General features: G+C 72.5%; 23 protein-coding genes. 16 read left to right on the top strand and 7 right to left on the bottom strand.

Annotated elements, in window-relative coordinates; all coding sequences use genetic code 11:
* The 8 genes from VMF70_11390 to VMF70_11355 all read left to right on the top strand — a co-directional run.
* A partial coding sequence (locus VMF70_11390) for a V4R domain-containing protein (protein HTT68625.1) occupies positions 1-507 on the top strand: 507 nt, incomplete at its 5' end.
* Between the two features lie 218 nt (positions 508-725).
* Complete coding sequence (locus tag VMF70_11385; protein ID HTT68624.1) at positions 726-1,133, top strand: VOC family protein; 408 nt, start codon at positions 726-728, stop codon at positions 1,131-1,133.
* Between the two features lie 51 nt (positions 1,134-1,184).
* A complete protein-coding gene (locus tag VMF70_11380; protein HTT68623.1) occupies positions 1,185-1,511 on the top strand; it encodes a helix-hairpin-helix domain-containing protein in 327 nt (108 codons plus the stop codon).
* Positions 1,512-1,513: 2 nt separating this feature from the next.
* Positions 1,514-2,035, top strand: a complete 522-nt coding sequence (locus VMF70_11375) for a DinB family protein (GenBank protein HTT68622.1) — start codon at positions 1,514-1,516, stop codon at positions 2,033-2,035.
* The gene (locus VMF70_11370; GenBank protein ID HTT68621.1) at positions 2,032-2,427 is read left to right on the top strand and encodes a DUF3224 domain-containing protein; all 396 of its coding nucleotides are present in this window, start codon (positions 2,032-2,034) and stop codon (positions 2,425-2,427) included. Before VMF70_11375 ends, VMF70_11370 begins: the two co-directional genes overlap by 4 nt.
* Positions 2,428-2,557: 130 nt before the next feature.
* A complete protein-coding gene (locus tag VMF70_11365; GenBank protein ID HTT68620.1) occupies positions 2,558-2,758 on the top strand; it encodes a hypothetical protein in 201 nt (66 codons plus the stop codon).
* 199 nt (positions 2,759-2,957) lie between these two features.
* Positions 2,958-4,679 (top strand): PPC domain-containing protein, encoded by a 1,722-nt coding sequence (locus tag VMF70_11360; GenBank protein HTT68619.1) that lies wholly within the window; start codon positions 2,958-2,960, stop codon positions 4,677-4,679.
* Between the two features lie 8 nt (positions 4,680-4,687).
* A complete protein-coding gene (locus VMF70_11355) occupies positions 4,688-5,239 on the top strand; it encodes an arsinothricin resistance N-acetyltransferase ArsN1 family B (protein HTT68618.1) in 552 nt (183 codons plus the stop codon).
* Positions 5,240-5,260: 21 nt separating this feature from the next.
* Here the strand turns inward: VMF70_11355 and VMF70_11350 are convergent, their stop codons facing one another.
* Positions 5,261-5,827, bottom strand: a complete 567-nt coding sequence (locus VMF70_11350) for a dihydrofolate reductase family protein (protein HTT68617.1) — start codon at positions 5,825-5,827, stop codon at positions 5,261-5,263.
* A gap of 112 nt (positions 5,828-5,939) precedes the next feature.
* On the opposite strand from VMF70_11350, the gene VMF70_11345 reads away from it, so the two are divergent.
* A complete protein-coding gene (locus tag VMF70_11345) occupies positions 5,940-6,212 on the top strand; it encodes a DUF3303 family protein (GenBank protein ID HTT68616.1) in 273 nt (90 codons plus the stop codon).
* Positions 6,213-6,285: 73 nt separating this feature from the next.
* On the opposite strand, the gene VMF70_11340 is transcribed toward VMF70_11345, so the two are convergent.
* The gene (locus VMF70_11340; GenBank protein ID HTT68615.1) at positions 6,286-7,089 is read right to left on the bottom strand and encodes a GTP cyclohydrolase, FolE2/MptA family; all 804 of its coding nucleotides are present in this window, start codon (positions 7,087-7,089) and stop codon (positions 6,286-6,288) included.
* 24 nt (positions 7,090-7,113) lie between these two features.
* Positions 7,114-8,562 (bottom strand): CoA-binding protein, encoded by a 1,449-nt coding sequence (locus tag VMF70_11335; protein ID HTT68614.1) that lies wholly within the window; start codon positions 8,560-8,562, stop codon positions 7,114-7,116.
* Between the two features lie 289 nt (positions 8,563-8,851).
* Between VMF70_11335 and VMF70_11330 the strand changes: the two genes are divergently transcribed.
* A complete protein-coding gene (locus VMF70_11330) occupies positions 8,852-9,292 on the top strand; it encodes a hypothetical protein (GenBank protein HTT68613.1) in 441 nt (146 codons plus the stop codon).
* Here VMF70_11330 and VMF70_11325 read toward each other — a convergent pair.
* Positions 9,289-10,863: a hypothetical protein gene (locus VMF70_11325; GenBank protein HTT68612.1), complete on the bottom strand. Its 1,575-nt coding sequence runs from the start codon at positions 10,861-10,863 to the stop codon at positions 9,289-9,291. The two genes, VMF70_11330 and VMF70_11325, sit on opposite strands and share 4 nt — an antisense overlap.
* A 184-nt stretch (positions 10,864-11,047) precedes the next feature.
* Here VMF70_11325 and VMF70_11320 point away from each other — a divergent pair, with 184 nt between their 5' ends.
* The 3 genes from VMF70_11320 (at position 11,048) to VMF70_11310 (ending at position 16,117) form a co-directional block, all read left to right on the top strand.
* Positions 11,048-11,977, top strand: coding sequence for a cysteine synthase family protein (locus VMF70_11320; protein HTT68611.1), 930 nt, complete (start codon positions 11,048-11,050; stop codon positions 11,975-11,977).
* Positions 11,970-13,736 (top strand): gamma-glutamyltransferase, encoded by a 1,767-nt coding sequence (gene ggt, locus VMF70_11315; protein ID HTT68610.1) that lies wholly within the window; start codon positions 11,970-11,972, stop codon positions 13,734-13,736. The genes VMF70_11320 and ggt overlap by 8 nt, the downstream gene beginning before the upstream one ends.
* A 104-nt stretch (positions 13,737-13,840) precedes the next feature.
* Positions 13,841-16,117 carry a hypothetical protein gene (locus tag VMF70_11310; protein ID HTT68609.1) on the top strand — a complete coding sequence of 759 codons (2,277 nt, stop codon included), beginning with the start codon at positions 13,841-13,843 and terminating at the stop codon, positions 16,115-16,117.
* Here VMF70_11310 and VMF70_11305 read toward each other — a convergent pair.
* Positions 16,087-17,505: a glycoside hydrolase family 27 protein gene (locus VMF70_11305; protein HTT68608.1), complete on the bottom strand. Its 1,419-nt coding sequence runs from the start codon at positions 17,503-17,505 to the stop codon at positions 16,087-16,089. The two genes, VMF70_11310 and VMF70_11305, sit on opposite strands and share 31 nt — an antisense overlap.
* 86 nt (positions 17,506-17,591) lie before the next feature.
* Here VMF70_11305 and VMF70_11300 point away from each other — a divergent pair, with 86 nt between their 5' ends.
* From VMF70_11300 to VMF70_11290, 3 genes are all read left to right on the top strand, one after another.
* Complete coding sequence (locus VMF70_11300) at positions 17,592-18,842, top strand: aminotransferase class V-fold PLP-dependent enzyme (GenBank protein HTT68607.1); 1,251 nt, start codon at positions 17,592-17,594, stop codon at positions 18,840-18,842.
* Complete coding sequence (locus VMF70_11295; protein HTT68606.1) at positions 18,839-21,019, top strand: penicillin acylase family protein; 2,181 nt, start codon at positions 18,839-18,841, stop codon at positions 21,017-21,019. Before VMF70_11300 ends, VMF70_11295 begins: the two co-directional genes overlap by 4 nt.
* Before the next feature lie 202 nt (positions 21,020-21,221).
* Positions 21,222-21,620: a hypothetical protein gene (locus tag VMF70_11290; GenBank protein HTT68605.1), complete on the top strand. Its 399-nt coding sequence runs from the start codon at positions 21,222-21,224 to the stop codon at positions 21,618-21,620.
* 164 nt (positions 21,621-21,784) lie between these two features.
* On the opposite strand, the gene VMF70_11285 is transcribed toward VMF70_11290, so the two are convergent.
* Both VMF70_11285 and VMF70_11280 read right to left on the bottom strand, forming a co-directional pair.
* A complete protein-coding gene (locus VMF70_11285) occupies positions 21,785-24,076 on the bottom strand; it encodes a glycosyl hydrolase 115 family protein (protein HTT68604.1) in 2,292 nt (763 codons plus the stop codon).
* 181 nt (positions 24,077-24,257) lie between these two features.
* Entirely contained in the window at positions 24,258-25,268 is a 1,011-nt protein-coding gene (locus tag VMF70_11280) for an alcohol dehydrogenase catalytic domain-containing protein (protein HTT68603.1), read from the bottom strand.
* Positions 25,269-25,388 lie beyond the last annotated feature (120 nt).

The following is a 25,388-nucleotide window of genomic DNA, read 5'->3' as shown; positions in this document are numbered from 1 at the left end:
CTGGTCGCGCTCTCGCCGCGCGCGCTGCACGCGCTCCGGGAGCGGGCCGGTGCCCAGGCGATGCAGGAAGCCGGCTACGCGGCCGGCGAGGCGACGTACCGCGCCTTCACGACCTGGCTGCCGCTGGCAGCCGGCGTGGATCGTCCGTCCAGCCTCGCCGCCCCACGCCTCGCCGAGGTGCTCTCCCAGTTCTTCGTCGCGCTGGGTTGGGGTGCGCTCCGGGTGACGGCCGCCGGGGACGCGGCGCTGGCCCTCGACGCGACGGAGTGGGCGGAGGCGATGCCGGACGCCCGCCTCCAGTACCCGTCGTGCCACTTCACCGCGGGGATGATGGCGGACTTCCTGGGCCGAATGGCCGATGCCTCGCTCGCGGCCATGGAGGTCGAGTGCCGCTCCCGCGGCGACGCGCGCTGCCGCTGGCTGGTGGGCGCACCGGAGACGCTGACGTCCCTGTACGAGCACATGTCCCAGGGGGCGGACTACTTGACGGTGCTCGGCGCCGCCTGACCCGCAGGACCTTCCGTGAGCCGCCGCGTCGTGTAACTGACCGACGCGCGGGGCCACCCGCACCAGCTCAACCAGGCACGATTCGAGGCGCATGCAGGGGTCCCCGCCGCACCGCCTCGGCACCGGGCGTTCGGACTTGCGACTTCGGTGTTTCTTCGGTATGCTGATTCTCCGATCCTTCCAGGCCATTCAGACACCCCCGGGTGGGAGCGTCACCGATGAGCGCAGCCGCCGCCGTTCCGCAGCTCAAGCAGCTGACCCCGGTCCTCGTGGTGGACAGCGTGGAGCCGTGCCTCGCCTTCTGGACCGAGCGGTTCGCATTCACGGCCGAGAACCAGGTGCCGGGCCCGGATGGCAAGCTCATCTTCGCCAGCGCGAAGAAGGGCGGGATCGAGGTGATGTACGAGACCCGGAAGGCCGCGGTGGCGGACAACGTCATCACCGCGAAGGAGCTGGACGGCCGCTCCTGCGTGCTGTTCATCGCGGTCGAGAGCCTGGACCAGGTCGAGCGGGCGCTGGCGGGCGTGCCGGTCCTGAAGGCGCGGCACAAGACGAGCTACGGGAGCCTGGAGGTCTACGTGCGCGAACCCGGCGGTCACGTTGTGGGGTTCGCGCAATTCGCGTGAGGGTTGGCGTGGTTCGAGGGGCGGTCGGCTGACGAGATCACGGGGGAGCGAATGGCGGGACGAGCAGCGGGTGACGATCTCCAGCGCATCCCGGGTGTGGGGCCGAGCATCGCGCGGGACTTGCGGGGGCTCGGCATCCGGCGGGTTGCGGACCTGCGGGGCCGGGATCCGGAGCGGTTGTATCGCCGACTGAACGAGCAGCGGGGGGAGCGGCAGGATCCCTGCGTGCTGTACGTGTTCCGCTGCGCGGTGTACTTCGCGAGCACGGCGCGGCCGGACCCCGAGCGGCTCAAGTGGTGGTGGTGGAAAGACCGGGCCGGCGCGGGTCGCCCGCGGGGACCGGCCGTGCGGACGGGCACGCGCCCGGCGGCAGCGTAGCCGTGCCGCACCCGCTCGTGTTGCAGCTCCGGTTCACGCGCTCCGAGTTCCGGCGCGCGATCTCGAAGGTGCCGGAGGCCGACGCCCGCAAGCGCGTGATGCCGATGAACAGCATCAGCTGGACCGTGGGTCATCTCGCGTGGCAGGAGCAGCGCTACTTCATCTACTTCCCGACCGGGGAGTACCTGCTCCCCGGGATCCAGGAGACGTACGCCTTCGGCTCGCCGCACAGCACGCCGCCGGCGAAGGAGATGTGGGCGGCGTGGCGCCGGATCACGAAGGCCGCGGACCGGTTTCTCGACGGGCTCACCACCAGGACCCTGCGGCGGTACGTGGTTCTGGACGGCAGGAAGACGGACCGGATGTACGGCAACCTGCTGCAGCGGGTGATCTACCACTACTGGTACCACATCGGCGAGGACATGGCGGTGCGGAAGATGCTGGGACACAGCGGCTTCGGGTATTTCGTGGGCGACATCGACCACAAGGCTCCGTATACGCCGGAGCGGAGGTCCGGGCGATGAGTGCGACCGCGCGCGGTGGGTTCGAGGTCACGCTCGCGCCCCAGCCGGCCGAGCCGGGCTCCACCCTGGGCCGGCTGACGATCGAGAAGCGGTACCGCGGCGATCTCGACGGCACCAGCCGGGGTCAGATGCTGGCGTTCACGTCGGCCGTGAAGGGCTCGGCGGGCTACGTCGCGATGGAGGAGGTGCGAGGGACGCTCCTGGGCCGGAGCGGCACGTTCGTCCTCCAGCATCGCGGGGTGATCACGCGCAGCGTGCCTGAGCTGGTCGTGACGGTGGTGCCGGACTCGGGCACGGGGGATCTGGCCGGCCTGGCGGGCGCGATGCAGATCATCATCGAGGGCGGCAACCACTCCTACCTCTTCGACTACACCCTTCCCGGGACGCCCTGACGACTCCGCCGGGGCCCTAACGCCGCCCTAACGCACGCCGATTACCCTGCGCCAAGGCTGCGGGGCTCCCGATTCCGGCGGCGAGTACCGCATTGTCACCCGCTTCACGTCAGCGAACGAGAACAATGCGATGCACTCGCGCACGGCGACGGTCACGGTGTTCGCCGTTCCAGCGGCCAACGGGTGGCTGCTCGCCAACGCGCTGCCGCGCCTCACCAGGGCGTGGCGCCGCGACACCGTCGGACCGATCACCTATGTGTTCGCGCCCAGAGTCGCGGCCCGCTTTCGGTCAGCGGCAGCATTTCGGCAGGAGGAGGCGCGACTCAGGTGACGGCGCCGGTGGTGCCGGTCACGGTCACGGTGTACGGTCACTGGCAGCTCGTTCCGCGCCAGGCCGGCGCACGCGGAGTGGCTTGAGCGCTCGGCCGTGGTGATCTTGGTGTCGTACGGCCGCGGGCGGGCGGACCCCCGGACGGCCATGGATGAGGAGGTCGGCAACAGTGCGTCGTCACCTTGTACCGGCGCTGGCCATGGGTCTGGCTCTGTTCGCACCGGTCGCACGTCCGGCGATGGCGCAACAGCAGATCGGCGTGGGCAGGACGGTGACCGCCACCCTCACGGCTGCCGATCCCGTCCTTGCGTCCAACCAGTCGCACTACAAGATGTTCAGCTTCTTCGGCGCATCCGGGCAGGCCGTGCAGATCGACCTCACGTCCGACGACTTCGATTGCCACCTCTACCTGCAGGACCGGCTGGGCCAGAACGTAGCCGAGGACGACGGCGGGGGTGGGCGAAACGCGCGCATCGCGTACAATCTGCCCTACACCGGGATGTACCTCATCACCGCTGCCGCGCGCCACGCCGACGACCACGGAGCTTTCACCCTGTCCGTGGCCCCGACCGCGCACGTGGTGATGCCGCCGATCGCCGCCGCGCCACAGCCGGTCACCAGACCGCAGCCGGTGCCGGTGCCCCAGCCCGTCGCCCCGGCGCAGCCGACCGCGGCGCCACAGGCTGTCGCACCGCAACCCGTCGCCGAGCCTCAGCCGGCGGTGACGCCGCCGGTGGCGCTCGCCCAGCCGGCCGCACCGCCACAGCCGGCTGCACAACCACAACCGACTGCGCAGACCGAGGCCCAGCGGGCCGGACCGCCACAGCCACCTACACAACCACAACCGACCGCGCAGACCGAGGCCCAGCCGGCCGCGCCGCCACAGGCGGTCGCGCCACAACCCGTCGCCGAGCCTCGGCCGGCGGCGACGCCGCCGGTGGCGCTCGCCCAGCCGGCCGCACCGCCACAGCCGGCCGCTCAACCACAACCGACCGCGCAGACCGAGGCCCAGCCGGCCGCACAGCCGCAGCCAACCGCGGCCGCGCCCGCCCCGTCGCCGCCGGTCACGCAGGCCAGGCCGACCGAGCAGCCCCAGGCGGCTAGCCGGCCCAAGCCGGCCCGGCACGCGCGGCCGCCCGCACTGCAACCGGCAGCACCGACTCCGCCGGCCCCGCAGCCGCCGGCGGTCGCGCCCCAACCGGTCGCCGACTCCCAGCCGACCGCGCCGCCGCTGCCAGCTCCGTCACCACCGGTCGCGCAGGCGCCGCCGGCCGCTCAACCGCACCCGATCACGCAGGCGCAGCCCGAGCCGGTCACCCAGGTTCCGGCGGCGGCGCCGCCGCAGCCGGTCACGCCCCAGCCGGTTGTGCGGCCGGAGCCGGTCCCGCAGCCCCAACCGGCCCAGGCCCAGCCGCCCGTGCCGCAACCGGCCGCGCACGCCCAGCCGGTCTCGCCCCAACCGGTCGCCGAGCCGCAGCCGCCCGCGCCGCAGCCGGTCGCCCGACCCGAGCCGGCAGCCCAGCCCGTCGTCGTTGCACCGCCGCCGGCTCCCGTGCAGGAGACACCCATCAATGCGATCCCGGAGCCTGGCCAGGTGGGACAGATCGCGGTGGGGCAGATCATGCAGGGACAGCTGGGACCGGGCGACCAGACGATGGCGGACGGCTCGTTCGCCGACACCTGGCAGTTCCAGGGCACCGCCGGCCAGACCGTCACGATCGACGTCCGGTCGAGCGCGTTCAGCACCTACGTTCAGCTGTTCGACGCCAGCGGCATCCGGCTCGCGGAAGACGTCGGCTCGGGCGGCGGCAACGACTCCCGCCTGGTGTACGTCCTCAAGGCGACCGGGTCGTACCAGGTCGTGGTGGACAACAGCGAGGGCCGGCCCGTGCCCGGCCTCTACACCATTTCCATCCGGTAGCGCCGGCCATGCCTTCGCCCGACACCGCCGCGATCCGGGCGGCGACGCCCTCCGACGCCGCCGCCGTGGCGGCGATCTACAACCACTACGTCACCGACACCGTGGTCACGTTCGAGGAGGAGCCGGTTCCGGCCGCCGAGATGGCGCGGCGGATCGAGGCCGTGCTGTCGAAGTCGCTGCCGTGGCTCGTGGCCGTCGAAGGCGCCGAGGTCCTGGGCTACGCCTACGCCGCACCCTGGAAGGACCGCGCCGCCTATCGCCACTCCGTCGAGATCACCGTCTACCTCGCCCACCAACGCACCGGCCGCGGTCTGGGCTCGAAGTTGTACGGCCAGCTCCTGCCGGCCCTCCAGGCGCGGAGCATCCACGCGGTCATCGGCGGCATCGCGCTGCCCAATCCCGCGAGCATCGCCCTGCACGAGAAGTTCGGCTTGCGGAAGGTCGCCCACTTCGAGGCGGTGGGCTTCAAGCGCAATCGCTGGATCGACGTGGGCTACTGGCAGCGCACCCTCGACGCCGCCGGCCCCGCCCGGCGCCCGGCCCGCGGATGGGAGGCCTGAGACGCGCCGGGAGCGGCGCCCTCAACCCGCCGGCTGGTAGGACAGCACCACCGTCCCGTTCGCGAACGTCCGCGCGCCGGTGAGCCTCAGGTCCAGCCGGCGGGTGACCGCCTCGAACATGGTCTTCCCCCGCCCCAGCACCACCGGACTCAGCGCGACCCGGTAGTCGTCGATCAGACCCTCCACGGCCAGCTGTCCCACGATGCTGCCGCTGCCGAGGATCACCATGTCCGGCCCGGACCCCTGCTTCAGCCTGCGCATCTCCGCCACCAGGTCGCCTTTGACCAGCCGCGTGTTCTGCCACGACACCTTCTCCAGCGTGCGCGAGAACACGATCTTCGGCAGCGCGTTCATCCGCTCGGCGACGTCCGGCATGGCCTGCGCGGCCATCGGCGTCGGCCAGTAGCGGACCATCAGCTCGTAGGTGACCCGCCCGAACACCAGCGCGCCGCCGCCGCCGGCGTTCTCGGCCGTGAAGGCGCTCCACTCGGCGTCGCCGTGGCCCTCGTGCGCCCAGCTCATGTCGCCGTTCCGGTCGGCGATGAACCCGTCGAGTGACACCAGGTTGAACACTCCGAGCTTCGGCACGCGTGCCTCCAGTCCCGCCACCACGCGGGCATGGGTAAGCTTACCGGCGGTCCGGATCGCTGTCGAATCCGCGCGCGGACCCACCCGAACCATCCGACCGTCCGGAGGCTTGATGCTGTACGTCGTCGTCGAAGACTATCGCAGCGGCGATCCCGTCGCGGTCTACCGCCGGCTCCGCGACCGGGGCCGGATGATGCCGGAGGGGCTCGAGTACCTGGGCAGCTGGGTCACCACGGACCTGCGGCGCTGCTACCAGGTCATGGCGTGCGACGACCGGAAGCGGCTGGAGGACTGGGCCGCCGCCTGGAGCGACCTGGTGGACTTCGAGATCGTCCCCGTCATCACGTCGGCCGAGGCCCGCGCGGCGGTGGAGCCGCGCCTGTGAGCGCCCGGCACCTCTCACGCAAACGGCCCCGCGCATCGCGGGGCCGCCTGCGTTCCGGAGCGACCGGCCCGACCTAGATGCCCAGGTCCGCCCGGCCCATGGACTCCCAGTCCTCCGGAGGCGTCCACAGGCTCTTCTCCGTGCCGATCAGCGTCGCGTACGAGTGCAGCATCCCGAAGTTGACGCACTTGATCGAGAACCACGAGATGTCCTTCCGCTCCCGCAGCTCCTGCTCGATGTCGTCGGTCACCTGCACGCTGGTGCGGCGCTCGGCGTGCACCCTGGTGATGATGCACTGCTCGTCCTCGTCGCTCAGGTACGAGTAGATCGGCGCCAGCGCCCGGCGGTCCACGACCTCCACGAGATCCTCGGGGTACACGTCGCCGTCGGACTGCGTCTCGATCGTGAGCGAGCTGAGCTGCGCGAACAGGCCGCCCGGCTTCTCGCTCCGCGCGCTCGGGTAGGTCGTCAGGCACGGCACCTGGATCTTGAAGGCCACCCGCGGCTTGAACGACGAGGCCTTCGCCGTGTACGCGCACAGGTAGCGCACGAGACACTTCTCCTTCGACACCGGCGTCAGCTTCTCGACGAAGAACGGATAGGTGAACGTCGCGCTCACGTCGGTCGCGTTCAACCCGTCGAGATAGTCCTGGACGTTCTTCTTGAGGGTGCTGGTCCCGATGATGGCCCGGTGACCGTGCAGAATGTGGATCAGCTTGCTGATCCAGTTCGCCTCGAACGAGTGGTTGATCCGGGCCGATATGGAAATGTTGGCGATCGTGGGCTGGCCGTCCGGGTGCGTCCGCGACGCCACCTTCACCGGGTACGGCAGGTCCTGCAGCCCCACGTCCACCAGATAACGACGCTCTTCCGACATCTCACACCTCCGAGAGATTCTCCGTCACGACTCGAGGGCGGCGGCGAGCCGTGGCTCGTCCGCCTGCGCCCGAATCCGCGCGTAGGTCCGCAGCGCGACGATCGCGCCGACCGCCTGTTCGGGCGTCGGGTAGGCCGGGATGCCCGCATCCCGGAGCCGGGCGATGGCCGCGTTGCACTCCGGCCCGCCCTGGCACTCCATGACGAACGCCTTGCCCAGATGCTTGTAGATCTCGTGCACCTTGAGGGCCACGTCGGCGATCGCCGGCACGTTGGTGATGGCCGAGGGACACACCGATCCGTAGATCCCGTCCACCATCGGGTCCTCGAACGCGGCGCACAGCGCGCGCTCGTACACCGACGGGGTCGCCGTGCCCGCGATGTCCACCGGATTGAGGACCGAGCCGAAGCCCGGCATGTCGGCCCGCAGCCGCGCCGCCAGCTCCGGCGAGATCTCCGACAGCGGGTGGAGCGGCATGCCGAGCCGGTCGAAGTGCTCGCACGAGAGCAGACCGGATCCGCCGCCGTTGGTGATCATCACCACCCGGTCCCCCCGCAACGGCGGCTGCATCGCCAGCGCGATGGAGACGTCGAGGAACTCCTGCCACTGCGTCGCGCGGATCACCCGCGCGTCGCGGAACACCTGGTCGAAGTAATCGTCGCCGAGGCCGTCGTTCTCGGAGGCCGTGTGCGCCATCGCCGCCTTCTTCGCGGTCTGCGACGAGCCGACCTTGATCACGACCACCGGCTTGCGCGGCACGACCTGCCGGCACGCGGCCACGAACGCCTCGGGAGAATCGAGTCCCTCGATGTAGACGGCGATGCACCTGGTGTTGGGATCGCCGGCGCCGTAGAGGATGAACTCCGAGAAGTCCACGTCGGCCTTGTTCCCGAGGCCGACGAAGAAGCTCATCCCCAGGTGCCGCAGCAGCGAAGCGCCGAGAGCCGCGAGCAGGTTGGCGCCGGACTGCGAGACCAGGGCCACCGGACCCGCCACCGGGAGGTAGGGGATGAAGCCGCAGTTGAAGTGCGAGTAGGGGCTGCCCATCCCCAGGAAGTTGGGACCGATCAGCGGCAGCTCGTGCTCGCGGCAGAAGCGGGTGAGCTGGTCCTGGATGTCGCCGCGGCCGGTCTCCTTGAAGTCGCTGCTGGAGATCGCCACGACCTTCGCGTGCTTCGCGGCGGCCGCCTCGACCGCCTCGGGAACCGCGCGCGCCGGCACCGCGATGAACACGAGGTCCACCGGTCCGGGGACGTCCGCGAGGCTGGCATACGTCTTCAGATCGAGCACCGACTCGGCCGCGGGGTTCACGGGGTAGATGGTCCCCCGGTAGCCCCACTTGATGAGCCCTTCGATCACCTTGTAGCCGACCTTGGTGGGACGCCTCGAAGCACCGATCACTGCGACCGAGGAAGGATTCAATGCGTACTTGAGGTTCTCGACCACGTAAGGGCGGGGAGCGTCAATGCGCACGCCCGATCACCTCCTTGTCCGCAGAGCGCGACGAGATGTCGCGCCCGCGCCGCCCTATCTGTGCATACCGCGGGCCACCGAGACCGGAGCGCCGAGCCGCGGCCCGGCGCCGCGCTATGTCCTTGCGGCGCGGCCGCTTGGACCCGACCGCCGCACCGCCCGCCGATGGGACAATCGGGAGCAGTCGGCGCGCCTGACCCCGATCCGGCCGCGTGGCGGTGATCACGGGACGCCTTGCGGCCCGGCAGGTCCTCGCGACATTAGCCGTACCCGCAACGGAGCTCGCACGGTGCCGACTCTCCTCGCCGAGCATGACCGCGAGGCCCTCATCCGACGCCTCGGGACCCTCACCTCGCACCACCAGCGCCGCTGGGGCCGGATGACGGCGCCCCAGATGCTCTGCCACGTCAGCGACCAGCTCCGGGTCGCGCTCGGCGACCTCCCCATCCGGCCCTACGGCGGGGCGCTCGTCGGTCAGCTGCTGCGGTGGTACGCGATCCACTCGCCGTTGCCGTGGCCGAAGGGGAAGGTCCGGACGTCGCCCGAGATGCTCACGGCCAAGCCCGCCGCCTGGGACGGCGACGTGCGCAGCTGCCAGGAGCTGATCCGGCGGTTCGCCAGCGAGCGGCCCGGCAGCGTGCATCCGCGGTTCGGGCGCCTCACCGCGCGGGAGTGGGGCATCCTGGCGGCGAAGCACCTGCACTACCACTTCACGCAGTTCGACGTCTAGCGGCGCGCCGGCGCCACGGTCAGCAGCGCGATCGCCGAGTTCGGAAGCACGAACGTGTAGTCACCGTCGGCGTCCGGCTCGACCGCGACCGTCGCCGGCGGCCCGATGGACCCGTCCGAGTCGAACTGCGCCCCGCCGTAGCTGACGTCGGGCGCGAGCGAGGCGAGACTCGGTGCGCGCACCAGCAGCAGCGTGCCGCCCGCCATCCGCCGCGCCAGGTGCACCCGCACCGATCCCGACGCGCTCGAGTCCTTGTTGAGCACGAACACGTCGACGGCACACGCGGCGCAACGGCTCGTCGCCCAGGCGCGCACGTTGGCGCGGGTCTCGATCGCCGCCGGGAGCAGCCGTGCGCCGGCGGCGTGGCGGCCGAACGCGTACAACGCGTAGTACAGCGGCTCGGCCACGTTCCGGTAGGACCACGCCCCCGTCGAATCCCGCCGCCCGTACGTGTCCACCGGGTTGTAGGAGCTGCCGCCGCCCGGGCGATAGCTGGTGTGGAACGCGACGCCGACGAACCCGTCGTCGGCCAGGGAGAACGCGTAGTCGAGGCCCCACAGCGCCGAGGCGAAGGCGTTGCTGACGCCGGGCATCCCGCCGCACGACGCCGAGTTCGTTTCGGCCATCGAGATCGGCAGCCCGCGCGCGCGCGCCAGCGCCGCGAGCGGCTTCGCCTCGCGGTTGAACTGGTCCATCAGCTCGGGCGAGAGCAGGCGCGCGACGCTCACCTGCCGGCCGTTGCACGTCGTCTCCGAGTAGTTGTGGACCGTGATCCAGGTGAGGTGCGCGCGCCCCACGCCGTCGATGAACGTCGCGAGGTCGGCCGGATTGCGCCATCCGCAGCAGGTCGCCGGCCCCACCACCCGATAGCGGCGCCCGGCCGGGTCGGCCTGGAGCGCGCGCACGTACGCCAGGAACTCCTTCGCCTGGTCGGCGGCCGCGTAGGTCGGCGCGCGGTACGGCGTGCGGAAGAACAGGTCCGGCTCGTTGCCGGGTTCGAGCGCGAACACCAGCGAGCGCGGGATCTCGCGCGCCACGCCCTCGGTGACCTCGCGCAGCGCCCAGGCCGGCGCGTTCTGCTTCAGATTGAGACCCACGATGAGCCGCCACCCGCTCGTCCGCGCCGCGGCGGCGAACAGCCGGAGGTCCGCGCCGGTCAGCTCCGCGGCGCAGCCGTCCGGATGCGGCGCCTGCGCGCGGGCCCAGCAGCTGTTGTCCTGGCTGTTGCCGCCCAGCCGCAGGATGCCGGCGCCGAGGTTCCGCATCAGGCGGAAGTACCCGGCGTTGGGCGCGCCGCGGGCCCCGAGCGCGTAGACGGGCTCCTCGGCGGGCGACGCGCCGTTGCCCGGCGCGGCGCCCTGGAACGCCCCGATGCCCTGCCCCGCGGTCGAGACCTCGAGGCTGTAGCCGATGAAGTCCCGGGGGATCAGGGTGCCGGGCCGTCCGCTCTCCACCGCGACGGTCGCCAGGCGGGCGGAGCTGTCGGCGGCGGGGCCCTGCGCGGCCGCCAGCCGCGCGTCGGCCAGTCCCAGGGTGGCAGCCCACAGGGCTGCCGCTCCAACGCTGCTCATCCGGTGCATGACGGTCTCCGTGGCCCCCGTCGCAATGACGGGCGGCGACGATGATGTAGCGCGCGGCGGGCGCGCCGTCCAGCCGACGCCCATCGCGCGGACGGGCACCCTGGCGGGACCGCACGCGCGCCCGTAGAAGTTGATGCACGGCGGAAGTGGTCAGCCGCGGGGGCGAGCGAGCGCCATGGACATTCTCCACGCAGTCGGAAACACGTCGCTGGTGCAGCTCGGCGCGGTCGTGCCGGCCGGGGGAGCGCGCATCCTGGTCAAGCTGGAGTGGGAGAATCCCACCGGCTCGATGAAGGACCGCATGGCGCTGGCGGTGATCGCGCGCGCGGAGGCGGACGGCCGCCTCAGGCCCGGCGACACCGTCGTCGAATACACCGGCGGGAGCACGGGCACGTCGCTCGCCCTGGTGTGCGCCGCCCGGCGCCATCGCATCCGGATCGTCACGTCGGACGCGTTCAGCCTGGAGAAGCGGGACCACATGGCGGCCCTGGGCGCCGAGCTGACGCTGGTTCCGAGCGAAGGGGGCCTCACCACCAAGCAGCTGATCCTGGACATGATCGAGGCCGCCCGCGAGCTGAGCCGGGAGCCTCACGCCTACTGGACCGACCAGCTCAACAACCGCGACAGCATCGCCGGCTATCATCCACTGGGTGAGGAGATCTGGGCGCAGACCGAGGGCCGGATCGACGCGTTCGTGCACTCGGTAGGGACGGCCGCATCGCTGCGCGGGGTCGCCGCGGTGCTGAAGCGGCACCAGCCCGGCATCGAGGTGGTCGCCGTCGAGCCCGCCGAGTCCCCGGTGCTGCAGGGAGGGAAGCACGGGCCCCACCACATCGAAGGCGTGGGAGTCGGCTTCGTGCCTCCGCTGTGGGATCCGGCGCTGGTGGACGGGATCGTGGCGATCGGGACGGACGACGCGAAGGCGATGACCCGGCGGCTGGCGCGCGAGGAGGCGCTGTTCGCGGGCACGTCGTCCGGGGCCAACGTGCTCGCCGCGCTGCGGGTGGCGGAGCGGCTGGGGCCCGGGGCCACGGTGGTCACGCTGCTGGTGGACTCCGGCCTCAAGTACCTGAGCACCGACGTCTACCGGAGCGCCAATGGCTGAGACCGGACTGCCGCAGCCGAAGGTCCGTCGGCCGACGCGCGGCGCGCGGCCGGTCCGGCTCGCGCTGGCGGGTGCGCTGCTCGCGGCGGCGCTCCCGGTCGCGGCGCCCGCCCAGGACACGACGTCGGCTCCGGCCACGTGGCGCTACCAGCCGGCCGAGCCCGCGGTGGTCGCGCGGCACGGGATGGCCGCCGCCGACCATCCCGTTTCCAGCCAGGTCGGCGCCGACATCCTGCGGCGCGGCGGCAACGCGATCGACGCCATCGTCGCCGTCGCCTTCGCCCACGCCGTGGTCGAGCCCGCGGCCGGCAACCTCGGCGGCGGCGGCTTCCTGGTGTACCGCCGGCGCGACGGACGCGCGTTCGCGCTCGACTTCCGGGAGACCGCGCCCGCCGCCGCCACGCGCGACATGTACGTCGACACGGCCGGCAAGGTCACCACCGACGCCTGGCTCGGGCCGCGCTCGGTCGGCGTTCCCGGATCGGTGGCCGGCCTGTGGGCGATGCACCGGCGCTTCGGCCGCCTGCCGTGGCGCGACGTCGTGGCCCCGGCGATCGCCCTCGCCAGGGGCGGCCACGTGATCGACCAGCCGCGCGCCGACATGCTGCACGGCGCCCAGGAGCTGCTCGCGCGCTTCGAGTCGGCGTCCCGGGCGTGGCTGCCGGGCGGCCGGCCGTTCGAGGCCGGCGACACGCTGCGCCAGGCCGACCTCGCCGCCACGCTCCAGCTGATCGCCGACTCCGGCGCCGCCGGCTTCTACCGCGGGCGCACCGCGGACCTCATCGTGGACGAGATGCGCCGCACCGGCGGACTGATCACCAGCGCCGACCTCGCGGGCTACCGGGCGCGGTGGCGCAAGCCGCTGCGCGGCCGCTACCGCGGCCACGAGATCATCACCATGCCGCCCGCCTCGAGCGGGGGCGCGACCATCATCCAGGCGCTCAACATCCTCGCGGGCTTCCGCCTCGGTCCCTTCGGCACCGCCCCCGAGCGCCACCTGGTCATCGAGGCCGAGCGGCGCGCGTTCCTGGACCGCAACAGCCTGCTCGGCGACCCGGCGTTCGTCACGATGCCGCTGGCGCGCCTGACGAGCCGGGCCTACGCGGCGCGCCAGCGCCGCACGATCCGCCTCGACCGGGCGACGCCCACCGACGGACTCCCGCTGCCCGAGGGGCCCCACACCACCAACTACGCCGTGGTGGACCGGCGCGGGGACGCGGCCTGCCTGACGACCACGCTCAACCACGGGTTCGGATCGAAGGTGTTCGTCTCCGGCGCCGGGTTCTTCCTCAACGATGAGATGGACGACTTCACCGCGCAGCCGGGCGCCGTCAACACCATGGGTCTCCAGCAGCTGGGCGAGGCCAACACCATCGCCCCCGGCAAGCGGATGCTCTCGTCGATGACGCCGACCATCGTGCTCGACCGGCGCGGCCGCCTCGAGCTGGTCCTCGGCTCCGAAGGCGGCGCGATGATCATCTCGGCGGTACTCCAGGTCATCATCAACGTGGTGGACCACCGGATGGACCTCGCCGAGGCGGTGGCGGCGCCCCGCATCCACCACAACGCGCTGCCGGACTCGGTGGCGATGGAGCCCGCGGGGCTGGCGCCCGAGGTGAAGGCGCAGCTCGAGGCGATGGGGCACCATTTCTTCGCGAACCCGTACTACTTCGCGACGGTCACCGCGGTGCGCATGGGCCGCGGCGGCCTCGAGGGCGTGACCGATCCACGGCTGCCGAGCCGCGCTGCCGGATACTGAGCCGGGACGGCCGGCCGCGCCGCCCTTGGCCGTTCGGCCGCGCCGCTCCTACATTAGCTGACCCACACGCCACCGCGTTCCGCACCAGCCTGGAGACGACCCCGATGCCGACGGTCTCCCGCCCCCGGTCCTTCCTGCTGGCCGCCCTGGGCGCGGCAGCGCTGCTCGCCGCCGCGAGCCCGGCCGCCCGGGCGCAGGTGCCGGACTTCCGCACCATGACGCCGGCCCAGCGCCAGGCGTTCATGGACTCGATCCGGGCCGGCTCGGAGCGGGACCGCGATCGCATGGTCGCGCAGCTCCACCTGCCGGCCCCGCCCGCGCTGCCCCCGGCCGCCGGCGATCCCAACCGCCCGCCGAACACCTTCCAGCGCGCCAATGCGCCGGGCAACAACTGGTACGATTCGGCCGGCAACACCTACGTCCGCTCCGAGTGGGGCAACTGGTCGAACTACGACGAGGCGCGCGCCGGAGAGTACCGTCTCCCCGACCCGCTCGTCACGAGCCGGGGCCGCCGCGTGAGCGACTCGACGACGTGGTGGCGGGTCCGCCGCCCGGAGATCCTCGAGCTGGTGAGCCGCGAGATCTACGGGCGGATCCCCGCCCACACGCCGCCGGTCCACTTCGAGGTGACGCAGGTGGATTCCGCCCGTTATCCGGGCGAGGCGGTGGTCAAACGCGTCACGGGCCGCGTCGACAACTCCGCCTACCCGGCCGCGAAGCCGCGGATCGAGATCACGCTCTACCTTCCGCCGCACGTCACGCGGCCGGTCCCGGTCATGATGGTCGTCTGGGGGGCCTTCTTCGGCTTCGGCCCGCAGGACACCACCAAGCTGCCCGACCGCATCGCCCAGGTGCTGGCCCAGGGCTGGGCGTTCGGCACCGTCAACACCACCGCGATCCAGGCCGACAACGGCGCGGGCCTGGACGAGGGCATCATCGGCCTGGTGAGCCGCGGGCGGCCGCGGAAGCCGGACGACTGGGGCGTGCTGGCGGCCTGGAGCTGGGGGATGAGCCGCGCGCTCGACTATCTCGAGACCGATCCCGAGATCGACGCGAAGCGCGCGGCGATCGAGGGGCACTCGCGCTGGGGCAAGACCGCGCTCCTGGCGGGCGCGCTCGACCGCCGCTGGGCGATCGTGTGGGCGAGCAGCTCGGGCGCGATGGGCGCCTCGCTCGAGAAGCGGAACTGGGGCGAGACGATCGACAACGTCGCCGCCTCGGGCGAGTACCACTGGATGGCGGGGAATTTCCTCAAGTACGCGGGGCACTGGGCGGCGATGCCGGTGGATGCGCACGACCTGATCGCGCTCGTGGCGCCGCGCCCCCTGTTCGTCACCGGTGGAACCCGGGGGGACACGTGGGTGGACACGCACGGCGAGTTCCTCGCCGCCGTGGCGGCCGAAAGCGTCTACCGGCTGCTCGGCGCCCGGGGATTGGGGACGAGCCAGATGCCGGCCGCGGACCAGGGACTGATGGACGGCGAGCTGGCCTTCCGCATGCACGAGGGCGGCCACACCGACATGCTCGACTGGCCGGTGTTCCTGCAGTGGGCCCGGCGCTACTTCGCGCCGACGGCACCGCCACAGGGCGGGCCGGGCGCGCCGCCGGCCGAGATGCGGCGGGCGTTCCGGCTCGACCTGGCGGACTCGACCGCGCAGGCGCGCGCCGTCTTCCAGGGCGTCATCGACACCGCCACCGATCCCGCCGCGAGGGCGGCGGCCCGCCGGGCGATGGCGATCTCGTGGGCCTTCGACGGCGACTGCGCGAATACGGCCAGGTACGAGACGATGGTGATCGCCTACTGGGCGACCCGCGAGCCGGCCGAGCCGCAGAACGCCTTCTACCAGGAGGGCGAGATGGCCGACGAGGCGGCGCGGGTCTGCCTCGACGCCGGCGACCTTGCGGCCGCCGAGCAGTGGTACCGTCGCGGCAACGAGCTCGGCCTCGAGGAGCCGGCGCCGCCGACGCACCCGCGCAGCCTGTGGGCGTTCCGCCTCGCCCACGCGCTGGGCCGGATCGCGGCGCGCCGCGGCGACAGCGCCGAGGCCCGGCGCCAGATCTCCGCCGCACGCGGCATCCTGGACGGCGACTCGGCGATGGCCGCGCAGCAGGAGCGGTTCTTCCCCTACCTCACCGGCTACGTCGCGCTGTACGGCGGCGACCCCGCCACCGCCGAGCGGGAGCTGACGCGCGCGGTGGCGATGCCGGGCAACCAGCGCGACCCGTTCATGCTCTGCCTGCTGGCGATGGCCGAGGAGCGGCTGGGGAAGTCGGTCGAGGCACGGGCGGCGTACCGGCAGGCCTGGGACCTGGCGACGGCGCACAACCCGCCGGCCGCCTTCGTGAGGCCCTACGTGCGCCGGAAGCTCGGCTTGCCCTGAGGCCAGGCCCCACGCGGCGGGGCGCCGACGCGGTACAGGACGCTCGCGTGGGGTGCGAGGTCCACCTGCAGGCGGACCGCCGTGCCGAGCGCGCGCCGCGCCCACAGGTCGCGAACTCGGCGGCCGCCGCTGCCCGCCCCGACCTCGCTCCACGCGAGATCGACGCGCCGCGGCACCGAGTCCAGGTTGAACACCGCCACGTACCGATCGGCGCTCCCCGGCACGCCGGCGCGCCACACCCGCAGGCCTGGCCGCTCGAGGACCTGGCGCGGCTCGCGCCCGCGCTGGTCCACCGCGAGCACCTCGGGGTTGGTGAGCAGCGCGAGGGTCGCCGCATCCAGCGTCGGCAGGTCGCCGCCGACGATGAGCGGCGAGCGGAAGATGCTCCACAGCGTCACCACCGTGCGCTGCTCGTCCGGGGTGAGCCGGGTCGGCTCGCCGCGGCCGGCCGTGTCGGTGAGGCGCAGCCGGCCCAGGGGCAGCATGTCGGCGTCGGGCCAGGCGCGGCGGACTCCGACGAAGCCGGCCCAGTCCCGCGCGTAGTCGAACTGCGCGCGCACCAGCCGCCACTCGTCCCAGAAGTCGTCCGAGATGCGCCACAGCTGCGCGTGGCGCGAGAGGAACCCGGCCGAATCGAGCGGCGCCGGCCCCGGCGAGATGCTGAGCACGATGCGCCGGCCGCTCCGGTCCAGCGCGCGGCGCAGGGCGCGGATCTCGAGCGGCTGGAAGCGGTGGCTTCCCATGTCGTCGGCCTTCACGAAATCCACGCCCCACGAGGCGTACAGCCGCGCGACGGCGTCGTAGTACGCCTGGCCGCCGGGCTTCCGGAGGTCCACGCCCCACATGTCCGGATTCCAGGCGCATCCGTTCGTCGTGTCGGCGACGTCCGCGGCACGATAGGGCGTGCCGGGGATCGGCGTGTTCGACCGGACCGCCTGGCGGGGGATGCCCCGCATGACGTGGATGCCGAACCGGAGGCCGAGGGCGTGCACGTAGTCGGCCAGCGGCTTGAAGCCCGCGCCGTCGGCCGAGGACGGGAACCGGTTCACGGCGGGTACCAGCCGTCCGTACCGGTCCATCGCGAGGGCGGCGCCGGGAGCGTAGTCGTGACCCCGCGCCGTGGGCTGGTACCACTGGATGTCCACCACGACGTACCGGTAGCCGTAGCGGGCCAGATCGCGCGCCATCGCGTCGGCGTTGGCCTTCACCTGGTCCTCGCGCACCGTCGTCCCGTACGCGTCCCAGCTGTTCCATCCCATCGGCGGCGCCGGCGCGAGCGGGCCCGGCTGCGCCGCCGCCGGTGCGGTGGCGACGCCGAGCAGCAGGGCCAGGCCGGGCCACGCACGGGCGGGCCGGCGCAGGGCCGGCGCGACGGAGCGGATGCGCATCGTCGTCCCCCTCCCCCTCCCCTCGCGGCTCCTTGGCCGTTCCCGGCCGCTGCGACCATTATACTGCACGCAACGGGGAGGCCGCGATGAACCAGCGGGAGTTCCTGCGCACCCTGGGCGGCGCGTCGCTCGCCCTGCTGTTCGGCGAACGGGCGTGGGCGCGCTACGCCGCGCTTCCACCCGCCGCTCTGGCCCGGGACGAGGACTTCTGGGCGGCGATCCGCGGCAAGTACCTCCTCACCGCGGACTACGTGAACCTCGAGAACGGCTACTTCCTGATGCAGTCGCAGCCGGTGCTCGAGGCGTTCATCGGGCGGGTGCGCGACGTGAACCTCCGGTCCACCCGCTACATGCGCACCCGGATGGCCGACGACAACGTCGCCGTGCGCGCGCGGCTCGCCGCGATGGGCGGGGTCCCGGTCGAGGAGCTGATCGTCACCCGCAACACCACCGAATCGCTCGACACCGTGATCGGCGGCTTCCGGTGGCAGGCGGGCGACGAGGCCGTGATGGCGGCCCAGGACTACGGAGCGATGCTCGACATGTTCACGCTCGTGGCCCGCCGCCACGGCATCGTCAACCGCGTGGTCTCGCTGCCGATGGACCCGCGTTCCGACGACGAGATCGTGCAGCTGTACGAGAGCGCCATCGCGCCGAAGACCCGGCTGCTGATGATCTGCCACATGGTGAACATCACCGGGCAGGTGCTGCCGGTGGCGAAGGTGGCCGACATGGCTCACCGCCACGGCGTGCAGGTGATGGTGGACGGCGCGCACACCTTCGGCCAGCTCGAGTTCGCGATCCCTGAGCTCCGGGGCGACTACTTCGCCTCGTCGCTGCACAAGTGGCTCGGCAACCCGCTGGGCGCGGGGATCCTGTGGGTCCGCCGCGACCACGTCGCGGAGCTGTGGCCCACCTTCGCCGACCTGAGCGTGCCCGACGACGACATCCGCAAGCTCAACCACACCGGCACCCAGCCGGTGCACACCGTGCTCGCGATCAACGACGCGCTGGACTTCCACCAGGCGATCGGGATCGCCCGCAAGGAAGCCCGGCTCCGCTGGCTGCAGCGCTACTGGACCGACCGGGTGCGGGGCCGGCCCGGCATCACCCTCAACACGCCGAGCGACCCGGCCCGCACCGGCGCCATCGCCAACGTGGGCGTGGCCGGCCTGGAGCCGGCGCGGCTGGCCGAGCTCCTGTTCGACCGCTACCGCATCTGGACGGTCGCCATCGACGCAGCCGGGGTGCGCGGCGTGCGCGTCACGCCCCACCTGTTCACCTCCACCGACGAGCTGGACGCGCTGGTGCGGGCGCTGCGCGAGCTGGCGGCGTGAGACGGCCGTCGCTGCTGCTGCTGGCGGCGTGCACCGCCTGCGCGCCCGCGCGGTTCTCGAAGGGCGAGATCGCGCGCTGGCAGCGCGAGGCCCGGGACGTCACGATCGTCCGCGACGACTGGGGCATCGCCCACGTGCACGGGACGTCGGACGCCGACGCCGTGTTCGGCGTGGAGTACGCCCAGGCCGAGGACGACTTCAACCGCGTGGAGATGAACTACGTCGACGCCCTCGGCCGCGCGGCCGAAACCGAGGGCGCGGCCGCGCTCTGGCGCGACCTCCGGACGCAGCTGTTCGTGGACCCCGATTCGCTGAAGGCGCTGTACGCCGCCAGCCCGCCGTGGCTCAAGGCGCTGATGGACGCGTTCGCCGACGGGCTGAACTTCTACCTCTACCGGCACCCGCAGGTCCGCCCCCGGGTCATCCGGCGCTTCGAGCCCTGGATGGCGCTGAGCTTCACCGAGGGGAGCATCGGCGGTGACGTCGAGCGCGTGGACCTGCGGCAGCTCGAGCAGTTCTACGGCGGCGACGGCGGCCCGGCACCCGCGCCGGGCGGCGACGGGCCCGGGTTTCTCGCCGAGCCCGCCGGCTCGAACGGCATCGCGATCGCGCCCAGCGACGCGCGCGACCGCCACGCCCTGCTCTACATCAACCCGCACACGTCGTTCTACTTCCGCTCGGAGCTGCAGATGGCGAGCGACTCCGGCCTCGACGCGTACGGCGCGGTGACCTGGGGGCAGTTCTTCGTGTACCAGGGATTCAACGCCACCGCGGGGTGGATGCACACCTCCAGCGGCGTGGACGACGTCGACGAGTTCCTCGAGACGGTGACCGGCCACGGCGACCGCTGGTTCTATCGCCGCGGCGACAGCGTGCTGGCCGTGCCCACGCGCCGCATCACGATCCGCTACCGCACCGACACCGGCATGGCCGTGCGCCGGTTCACGGCGTTCTCCACCCGCCACGGCCCCGTCGTCCGGGCGCAGGGCGAGCGGTGGGTCAGCGTCAGCCTGATGCAGGCGCCGGTGCAGGCGCTGACCCAGTCGTATACGCGGACCAGGGCCCGGAACTACGCGGATTTCCGGCGGACGATGGAGCTGCACACCAACTCGTCGAACAACACGATCTTCGCCGACGCCGACGGCGACATCGCCTACTTCCATGCCAACTACATCCCGCGGCGCGACACGGCGTTCGACTGGACCAAGCCGGTGGACGGGAGCAACCCGGCCACCGACTATCACGGCCTGCTGTCGGTGGACGAGACGCCGCACCTGCTCAACCCCAGGGTGGGGTGGATCTACAACTCCAACAACTGGCCCTGGTCGGCGTCCGGTCCGGACAGCCCGCAGCGCGACTCGTTCCCCCGCTACGTGGAGACCGCCACGGAGGAGTCGCCGCGCGGGTACCACGCCCTCCGGCTGCTGACCACCCAGCGGGAGTTCACCCGCGCCTCGCTCACGGCCGCGGCGTTCGACAGCTGGCTGCCCGAGTTCGCGCTCCTCGTCCCGAAGCTGGTGCGCGACTGGGACCGGACGCCCGCCGACAACCCGCTCAAGCTCACGCTGGGCGAACCCATCCACCTGCTGCGGCATTGGGACTTCCGCTGGGACACCGCCTCGGTGCCGACCACGCTGGCCGTGTTCTGGGGCAGCGAGCTGTGGCGCCGCACCGCCCGCGCGGCGCGCGTCAACGGCGTCTCCGTGTACCGCTTCATGGACAGCCTCGCCACGGCGGGTGAGCGCCTCGCCGCGCTCAACGCCGCCTGCGACAGCCTCACCGCGGACTTCGGGACGTGGAAGACCCGGTGGGGTGACGTCAACCGCTTCCAGCGCATCAACGACTCCATCCAGCCGCTGTTCGACGACGCGAAGCCGAGCATCCCGGTGGGCTTCACGTCGTCGCAGTGGGGCTCGCTGGCGTCGTTCGGCGCCCGCGCCTACGGGAACACCAAGCGCTGGTACGGCACCGGCGGCAACAGCTTCGTGGCCGTGGTGGAGTTCGGGGACAGCGTGCGCGCCTGGGCCGTCACGGCCGGCGGCGAGAGCGGCGATCCCGCCTCGCCCCACTTCGACGACGAGGCCCAGCGTTACGTCTCCGGGAATCTGCGGCCCGTCTACTTCTATCGGTCACAGCTCGTGGGCCACACCGAGCGCGAGTACCACCCCGGGAATTGACGCGACGCTGCCCGCCGCTGGGCGGCCTCGGGCCGCCGCGGCCGCCCGTGGCGCCGCCCCGTGAATCCCGAGGGCGACCTTGGTGTATCACGACGCATGACCCGTCTCCGGAGTGCCTACCGCATCGAGCCGGCCCCCGGAGTGTCCACCGACGCCCGATGCAGAAGGGGTTCTGATGCCACCTTTGGGTCAGGCAGCACGTGTGTCCGCGCTGGCGCAGTCCGACACCTCCGCCGTCGTCAAGCGGTTCCACACCGCCGAGCGCCTGCTGGCGTTCGAGAGCGGCCGCATCGAGATCGTGACGCTGGGCGGCCAGTCCATCGGGAAGGCGAGCTACGCCCCCGGCTGGCGGTGGTCCGAGTGCGTCTCGGGGTCGTCCCCGCCCGTGCACGGCGGACCCGAGCCGGTCGGCCTGGTGTTGTCGGGCCGCGCCCGGGTGCGGAGCCAGGAGGGCAGTGAGCTGGACCTGCTGGCGGGGGACGTGTTCCGCACCTCGATCACCGGCGAGTACGACATGTGGGTCGCCGGGCCCCGCCCGTGCGAGATCCTGTACGTGAGCGGGGTGGAGACGCTGATCCGCGCGTTGCGCGGGGGCGCGTGACGGATCCGCCGTCCGGCGGCGGGCGCCCCGGGGTCAGGGGCGTCCCGCGGCCGGCGGCGGCGTAGCGCTCGGCCGGGGCCCGCTCGACCGGCCCCGGCTGGACGACAGACCGCCGCAGGGCGACGCCAACGTCGCCCTGCGGCGGCTTCGTTTCCGACCGGCGACTACTGCGGCGGCCGCGCCGGCGGCTTGGGTGCCGGGGCCTCCTCCGTCGGCAGCGCGGTCGGCGGCGAGGCCGGGGCCTGGGGCTGCGCGCCGGCGGGCGGGACGGCGGGCGCCGTCTGCACCCCCGGCTGCCCGGTCATGCCGGCCGGCGGGCGGAAGAAGAACGGCGGCGGCGTGAGAATCTCGCGCCCGTGGCTCGTCAGGAACGCGCGCACCTCGTTGTAGGCCCGGTGCGGGTTGTTGGGCGAGAACTCGGAGCGGATCCAGGTCTCGTGGTACCAGCGGCTGAACGGCGGATACTCCGCCCACAGCAGCTGGTCCTCCAGCTGCTCGAGCGGCGGCTTGGCCTGCCACGCGATTTGCCACATCTGGGTGGTGTCGGTGGCCGCGAGCGCGTCCGCGAGCTTCAGCGCAGCCCGGGTCTGGCAGGCGTCGAGGAACAGCCCCAGCGCCACGTTGTCGTGGAAGTAGCGGGCCTGGTCGGGCGTCATCTGCGACTCGGCGCGGGCTTCCTGCGCCAGCGCGCTGTCGAGCTGCGGCGCGCGGGCGCGCAGGACCGGCAGCGCGCTGTCGAGCGGGACCTGGGCGAAGAACCCCAGCCGGCGGCCGGTGTCCGGCGGCGTGGCGCGGCCGAGGACCCGGTCGTGCAGTCGGCCGACGAGCTGCTGGATCGCGTTGGAGGCGTTCCACAGCCGCGACGGCACGTCGAACAGGTCGAAGTACCGGCCGTACGTCGCGGCCGCGGCCGCGGCGCCCGCGCCGAAGTACTCGTGGGAGAACCAGCTCACGTAGCGGCCCGCGGGATCGGGCGCGGCGAGCGCCCCCGCCGCGTTCCACGTGATGTCGGCGATCATCCGCACGCCCATCACGTACTCGCGGACCTCGGACATGTTGACCAGCATGTACTCGGTGGCGCCCGCCTGCACGATCTTCTGGAACTCCGCGCCGATGGTGGCCGGCGCGACGGTGCTGACGTTCTGCTTGCTGAGGTTCCCGCCCAGGTAGGCCAGGTGGTAGTACACCCCGTGCTTCCACCGGCCGAGGCTGGTGGGCAGCCCGCGCATGTGGCCGTCGTTGTCGTCCGGCCAGACGATGATCACGTCGGAGGGCAGGTCGAAGGTCTCGGGATGCTGCTGGTAGGCCGGCAGCATCTCGGTGTACATCGTGAAGTGGAACAGGGGCGTCTTGCCGGGCGGCAGCAGCTCCCGGACCATGTTCACCTGGTCGGTGATGACCTCGTGGAACACCTTCGCCCGGTCCTCGTCGGTGAAGCCCTGCGGCCACACGTAGCCGCGGTCCTCGGTGTTGCGCATCCCGACCGGCCAGATCACGTCGAGGTGCCGGTTCTCCAGCACGCCCGCCTTCCAGAAGGTGAGCATCCCGTCCCGGTTGTTGAACCAGTCGTACTCCGGCCGCACGCCGCGCTCGGCGGCGAGGTTGAAGCGCGTCAGGCCGAACGGATTCGAGACCAGGATGTCGTAGTGATGCGAGGTGTAGTAGAGGCCCCAGTCGCTGGCCAGCTCCTGCACCTCGTAGCGGCGGTGCACCCGGGTGTACGGCGCGACCATGTTCATCCGCAGCCGGAGCGCGGTCTCGAAGAACCTCTTGTACCAGTCGAGCGGCACGTCGCCGAGCTGCGAGGGGTAGCCCCGCTCGTCGAACGGCCGCGGCAGGATGTCCTCGTCGTCGTGGAAGAAGCCGCGGTAGCGGAAGGTCGGCGGCCCCTGGACGTAGCGGATGGCCCTGAGCACGAGCGGGTCGTGGTGCTCCGGCCGGGACCCGGTCCACAGGTACAGCGGGTCGATGCCCAGCCGCTCCGACAGCGTGTAGGCGGCGAAGGCGGTGCCCCGCGGGTTGGACCCCACCAGCCACACGGTCTTCGGGGTGGTGACGATGCGGTAGGCCTCCCACTGCCCGGCCATCCCGCGCACGTCCACGTCCTTGGGCAGCGGGGCCGATCCCAGCGTCACCAGCCGGATGGCGACGCGGCCGGCGCTCGCGGTGTCCACGATCGGGGGCTGCCAGCCGCTGATCCGCTCGATGTCGCCGGCCAGGAAGGTCGCCGCCTGGCGCACGTTGAGCGGCTCGCCCGGCGACAGCACGATCTCGGCGCCGCCGCCGCCGCCGGCCAGCACGACGTCGTTCGCCGCCGCCGGCCCGGTCTGGACCCAGGTGCCGCGCACCGGCCCCGACCAGGGGGCGGGGGCGGCGGCGGGGACGGTCTGAGCGGCCGCCGCCGCGGCGAGGAGGGTGAGGGATGCCAGGAGGACGGGCGTTCGGCGCAGGCTCATAGGGGTCGCTCGCGACTGGAGGGAAAGGTCGTCCGGCGACGCGGCGCTCGCGGTCGGGCGCCACGGGCCGAGTGATAAAGTCACAAGACCTCTACAATTTCCGCCCGGCGGCGCGAAGCGCAACCCCGAATCCCGCCCGGGGGGACGGGCATTCCCGGCGGGCGCCGGGCCGCGGGCCGGCTCAGCAATCGATTACGACCTTGATGCCCTCCCGCCGCTGCGCCACCGCGAACGCGCGGCCCACCTCCGCCAGCGGGAAGTGGTGCGTGACCTGCGAGCGCACGTCCACCCGCCCGCTTTCGACCAGCGCGATGGTGCGCGGGTAGGTGTGCTTCATCCGGTGCACCACCCGGATCGCCAGGTCCTTGCGCCTCGCCGTGGACGCGGTGAAGGTGGTCCGGTCCTCGCACGGGATCCCGATCAGGATCGCGCGGCCTCCCGGCTTCGCCGCGGCGACGGCGGCCTCCACCGCCTCCGGGTCGCCGGCGGCGTCGAAGGCCACGTCCACGCCGCGGCCGCCGGTGGCCCGGAGGATCCCCTCCACCTCCCGGCCGCCCTCGGCTGCGAAGGCCGTCGCGCCGAACCGGCGCGCGGCTTCGAGCCGGTGGGCCACGGCGGGGAGGTCGGTCGCGAAGACGCGGGCCGCCCCCGCCGCGCGGGCCAGCTGGATCACCGACAGGCCGATGGTGCCGCAACCGAACACGCCGACCGTGGTCCCCGGCTTCACCTCGCCGAGGTCCACCGAGTACAGCGCCACGCCGAGCGGCTCGAGCATCGCCCCGTCCGCGTCGGAGAGCGACGCGGGCAGCGCCACGAGGCAGCGCTCCGGCCAGGCCACGTAGCTCCGCAGCGCGCCGTCCTGGGGCGCGTGGCCGGCGAACCGGAGGGCGGCGCACAGGTTGACCTGGCCCTGCTCGCAGAACTCGCACCGGCCGCAGGTCTGCGCCGGGTCGATGGCGACCCGCTGCCCGCGTCGCTCCCCGCTCTCGATCACGCCGGCGCACTCGTGGCCGAGCACGAGGGGTACCTCGATCCGGTCGTCCCCGATCCTGCCCTCCTGCCACCAGTGCACGTCGGAGCCGCACACCCCGACCGCCGTCACCCGCACCAGCGCCTCGCCCGGACCGGGCGTCGGCACCGGCTCGTCGTGGAGCCGGAGGTCGCCCGCGCCGTGAATGCGTGCCACCTGCATGCCGCCGTCCTTCCCGTGGAGCTTCGCCGGCCGGCGCCGCGGCGTCCCCGCGGCCTGCCGTCCGGTCCATATCTAGCCCTTCCGGAATCGGTGTCAAACGCCGTATCGTTGCGCGGCGCC

This window comes from Gemmatimonadales bacterium (assembly GCA_035502185.1).
Classification (GTDB): domain Bacteria; phylum Gemmatimonadota; class Gemmatimonadetes; order Gemmatimonadales; family JACORV01; genus Fen-1245.
Note: the sequence above shows the minus strand (reverse complement) of the source record. Positions and strands in the feature narration are given on the sequence as shown.

What these genes read in the sequence shown, in the direction of transcription:
- VMF70_11385 (HTT68624.1), top strand. Translation starts at nt 726, where the DNA reads ATGAGCGCAGCCGCCGCCGTTCCGCAGCTCAAGCAGCTGACCCCGGTC.
- VMF70_11380 (HTT68623.1), top strand. Translation starts at nt 1,185, where the DNA reads ATGGCGGGACGAGCAGCGGGTGACGATCTCCAGCGCATCCCGGGTGTG.
- VMF70_11370 (HTT68621.1), top strand. Translation starts at nt 2,032, where the DNA reads ATGAGTGCGACCGCGCGCGGTGGGTTCGAGGTCACGCTCGCGCCCCAG.
- VMF70_11365 (HTT68620.1), top strand. Translation starts at nt 2,558, where the DNA reads ATGCACTCGCGCACGGCGACGGTCACGGTGTTCGCCGTTCCAGCGGCC.
- VMF70_11360 (HTT68619.1), top strand. Translation starts at nt 2,958, where the DNA reads ATGGGTCTGGCTCTGTTCGCACCGGTCGCACGTCCGGCGATGGCGCAA.
- VMF70_11355 (HTT68618.1), top strand. Translation starts at nt 4,688, where the DNA reads ATGCCTTCGCCCGACACCGCCGCGATCCGGGCGGCGACGCCCTCCGAC.
- VMF70_11345 (HTT68616.1), top strand. Translation starts at nt 5,940, where the DNA reads ATGCTGTACGTCGTCGTCGAAGACTATCGCAGCGGCGATCCCGTCGCG.
- VMF70_11340 (HTT68615.1), bottom strand. Translation starts at nt 7,089, where the DNA reads ATGTCGGAAGAGCGTCGTTATCTGGTGGACGTGGGGCTGCAGGACCTG.
- VMF70_11325 (HTT68612.1), bottom strand. Translation starts at nt 10,863, where the DNA reads ATGAGCAGCGTTGGAGCGGCAGCCCTGTGGGCTGCCACCCTGGGACTG.
- VMF70_11320 (HTT68611.1), top strand. Translation starts at nt 11,048, where the DNA reads ATGGACATTCTCCACGCAGTCGGAAACACGTCGCTGGTGCAGCTCGGC.
- ggt (HTT68610.1), top strand. Translation starts at nt 11,970, where the DNA reads ATGGCTGAGACCGGACTGCCGCAGCCGAAGGTCCGTCGGCCGACGCGC.
- VMF70_11310 (HTT68609.1), top strand. Translation starts at nt 13,841, where the DNA reads ATGCCGACGGTCTCCCGCCCCCGGTCCTTCCTGCTGGCCGCCCTGGGC.
- VMF70_11305 (HTT68608.1), bottom strand. Translation starts at nt 17,505, where the DNA reads ATGCGCATCCGCTCCGTCGCGCCGGCCCTGCGCCGGCCCGCCCGTGCG.
- VMF70_11300 (HTT68607.1), top strand. Translation starts at nt 17,592, where the DNA reads ATGAACCAGCGGGAGTTCCTGCGCACCCTGGGCGGCGCGTCGCTCGCC.
- VMF70_11285 (HTT68604.1), bottom strand. Translation starts at nt 24,076, where the DNA reads ATGAGCCTGCGCCGAACGCCCGTCCTCCTGGCATCCCTCACCCTCCTC.
- VMF70_11280 (HTT68603.1), bottom strand. Translation starts at nt 25,268, where the DNA reads ATGCAGGTGGCACGCATTCACGGCGCGGGCGACCTCCGGCTCCACGAC.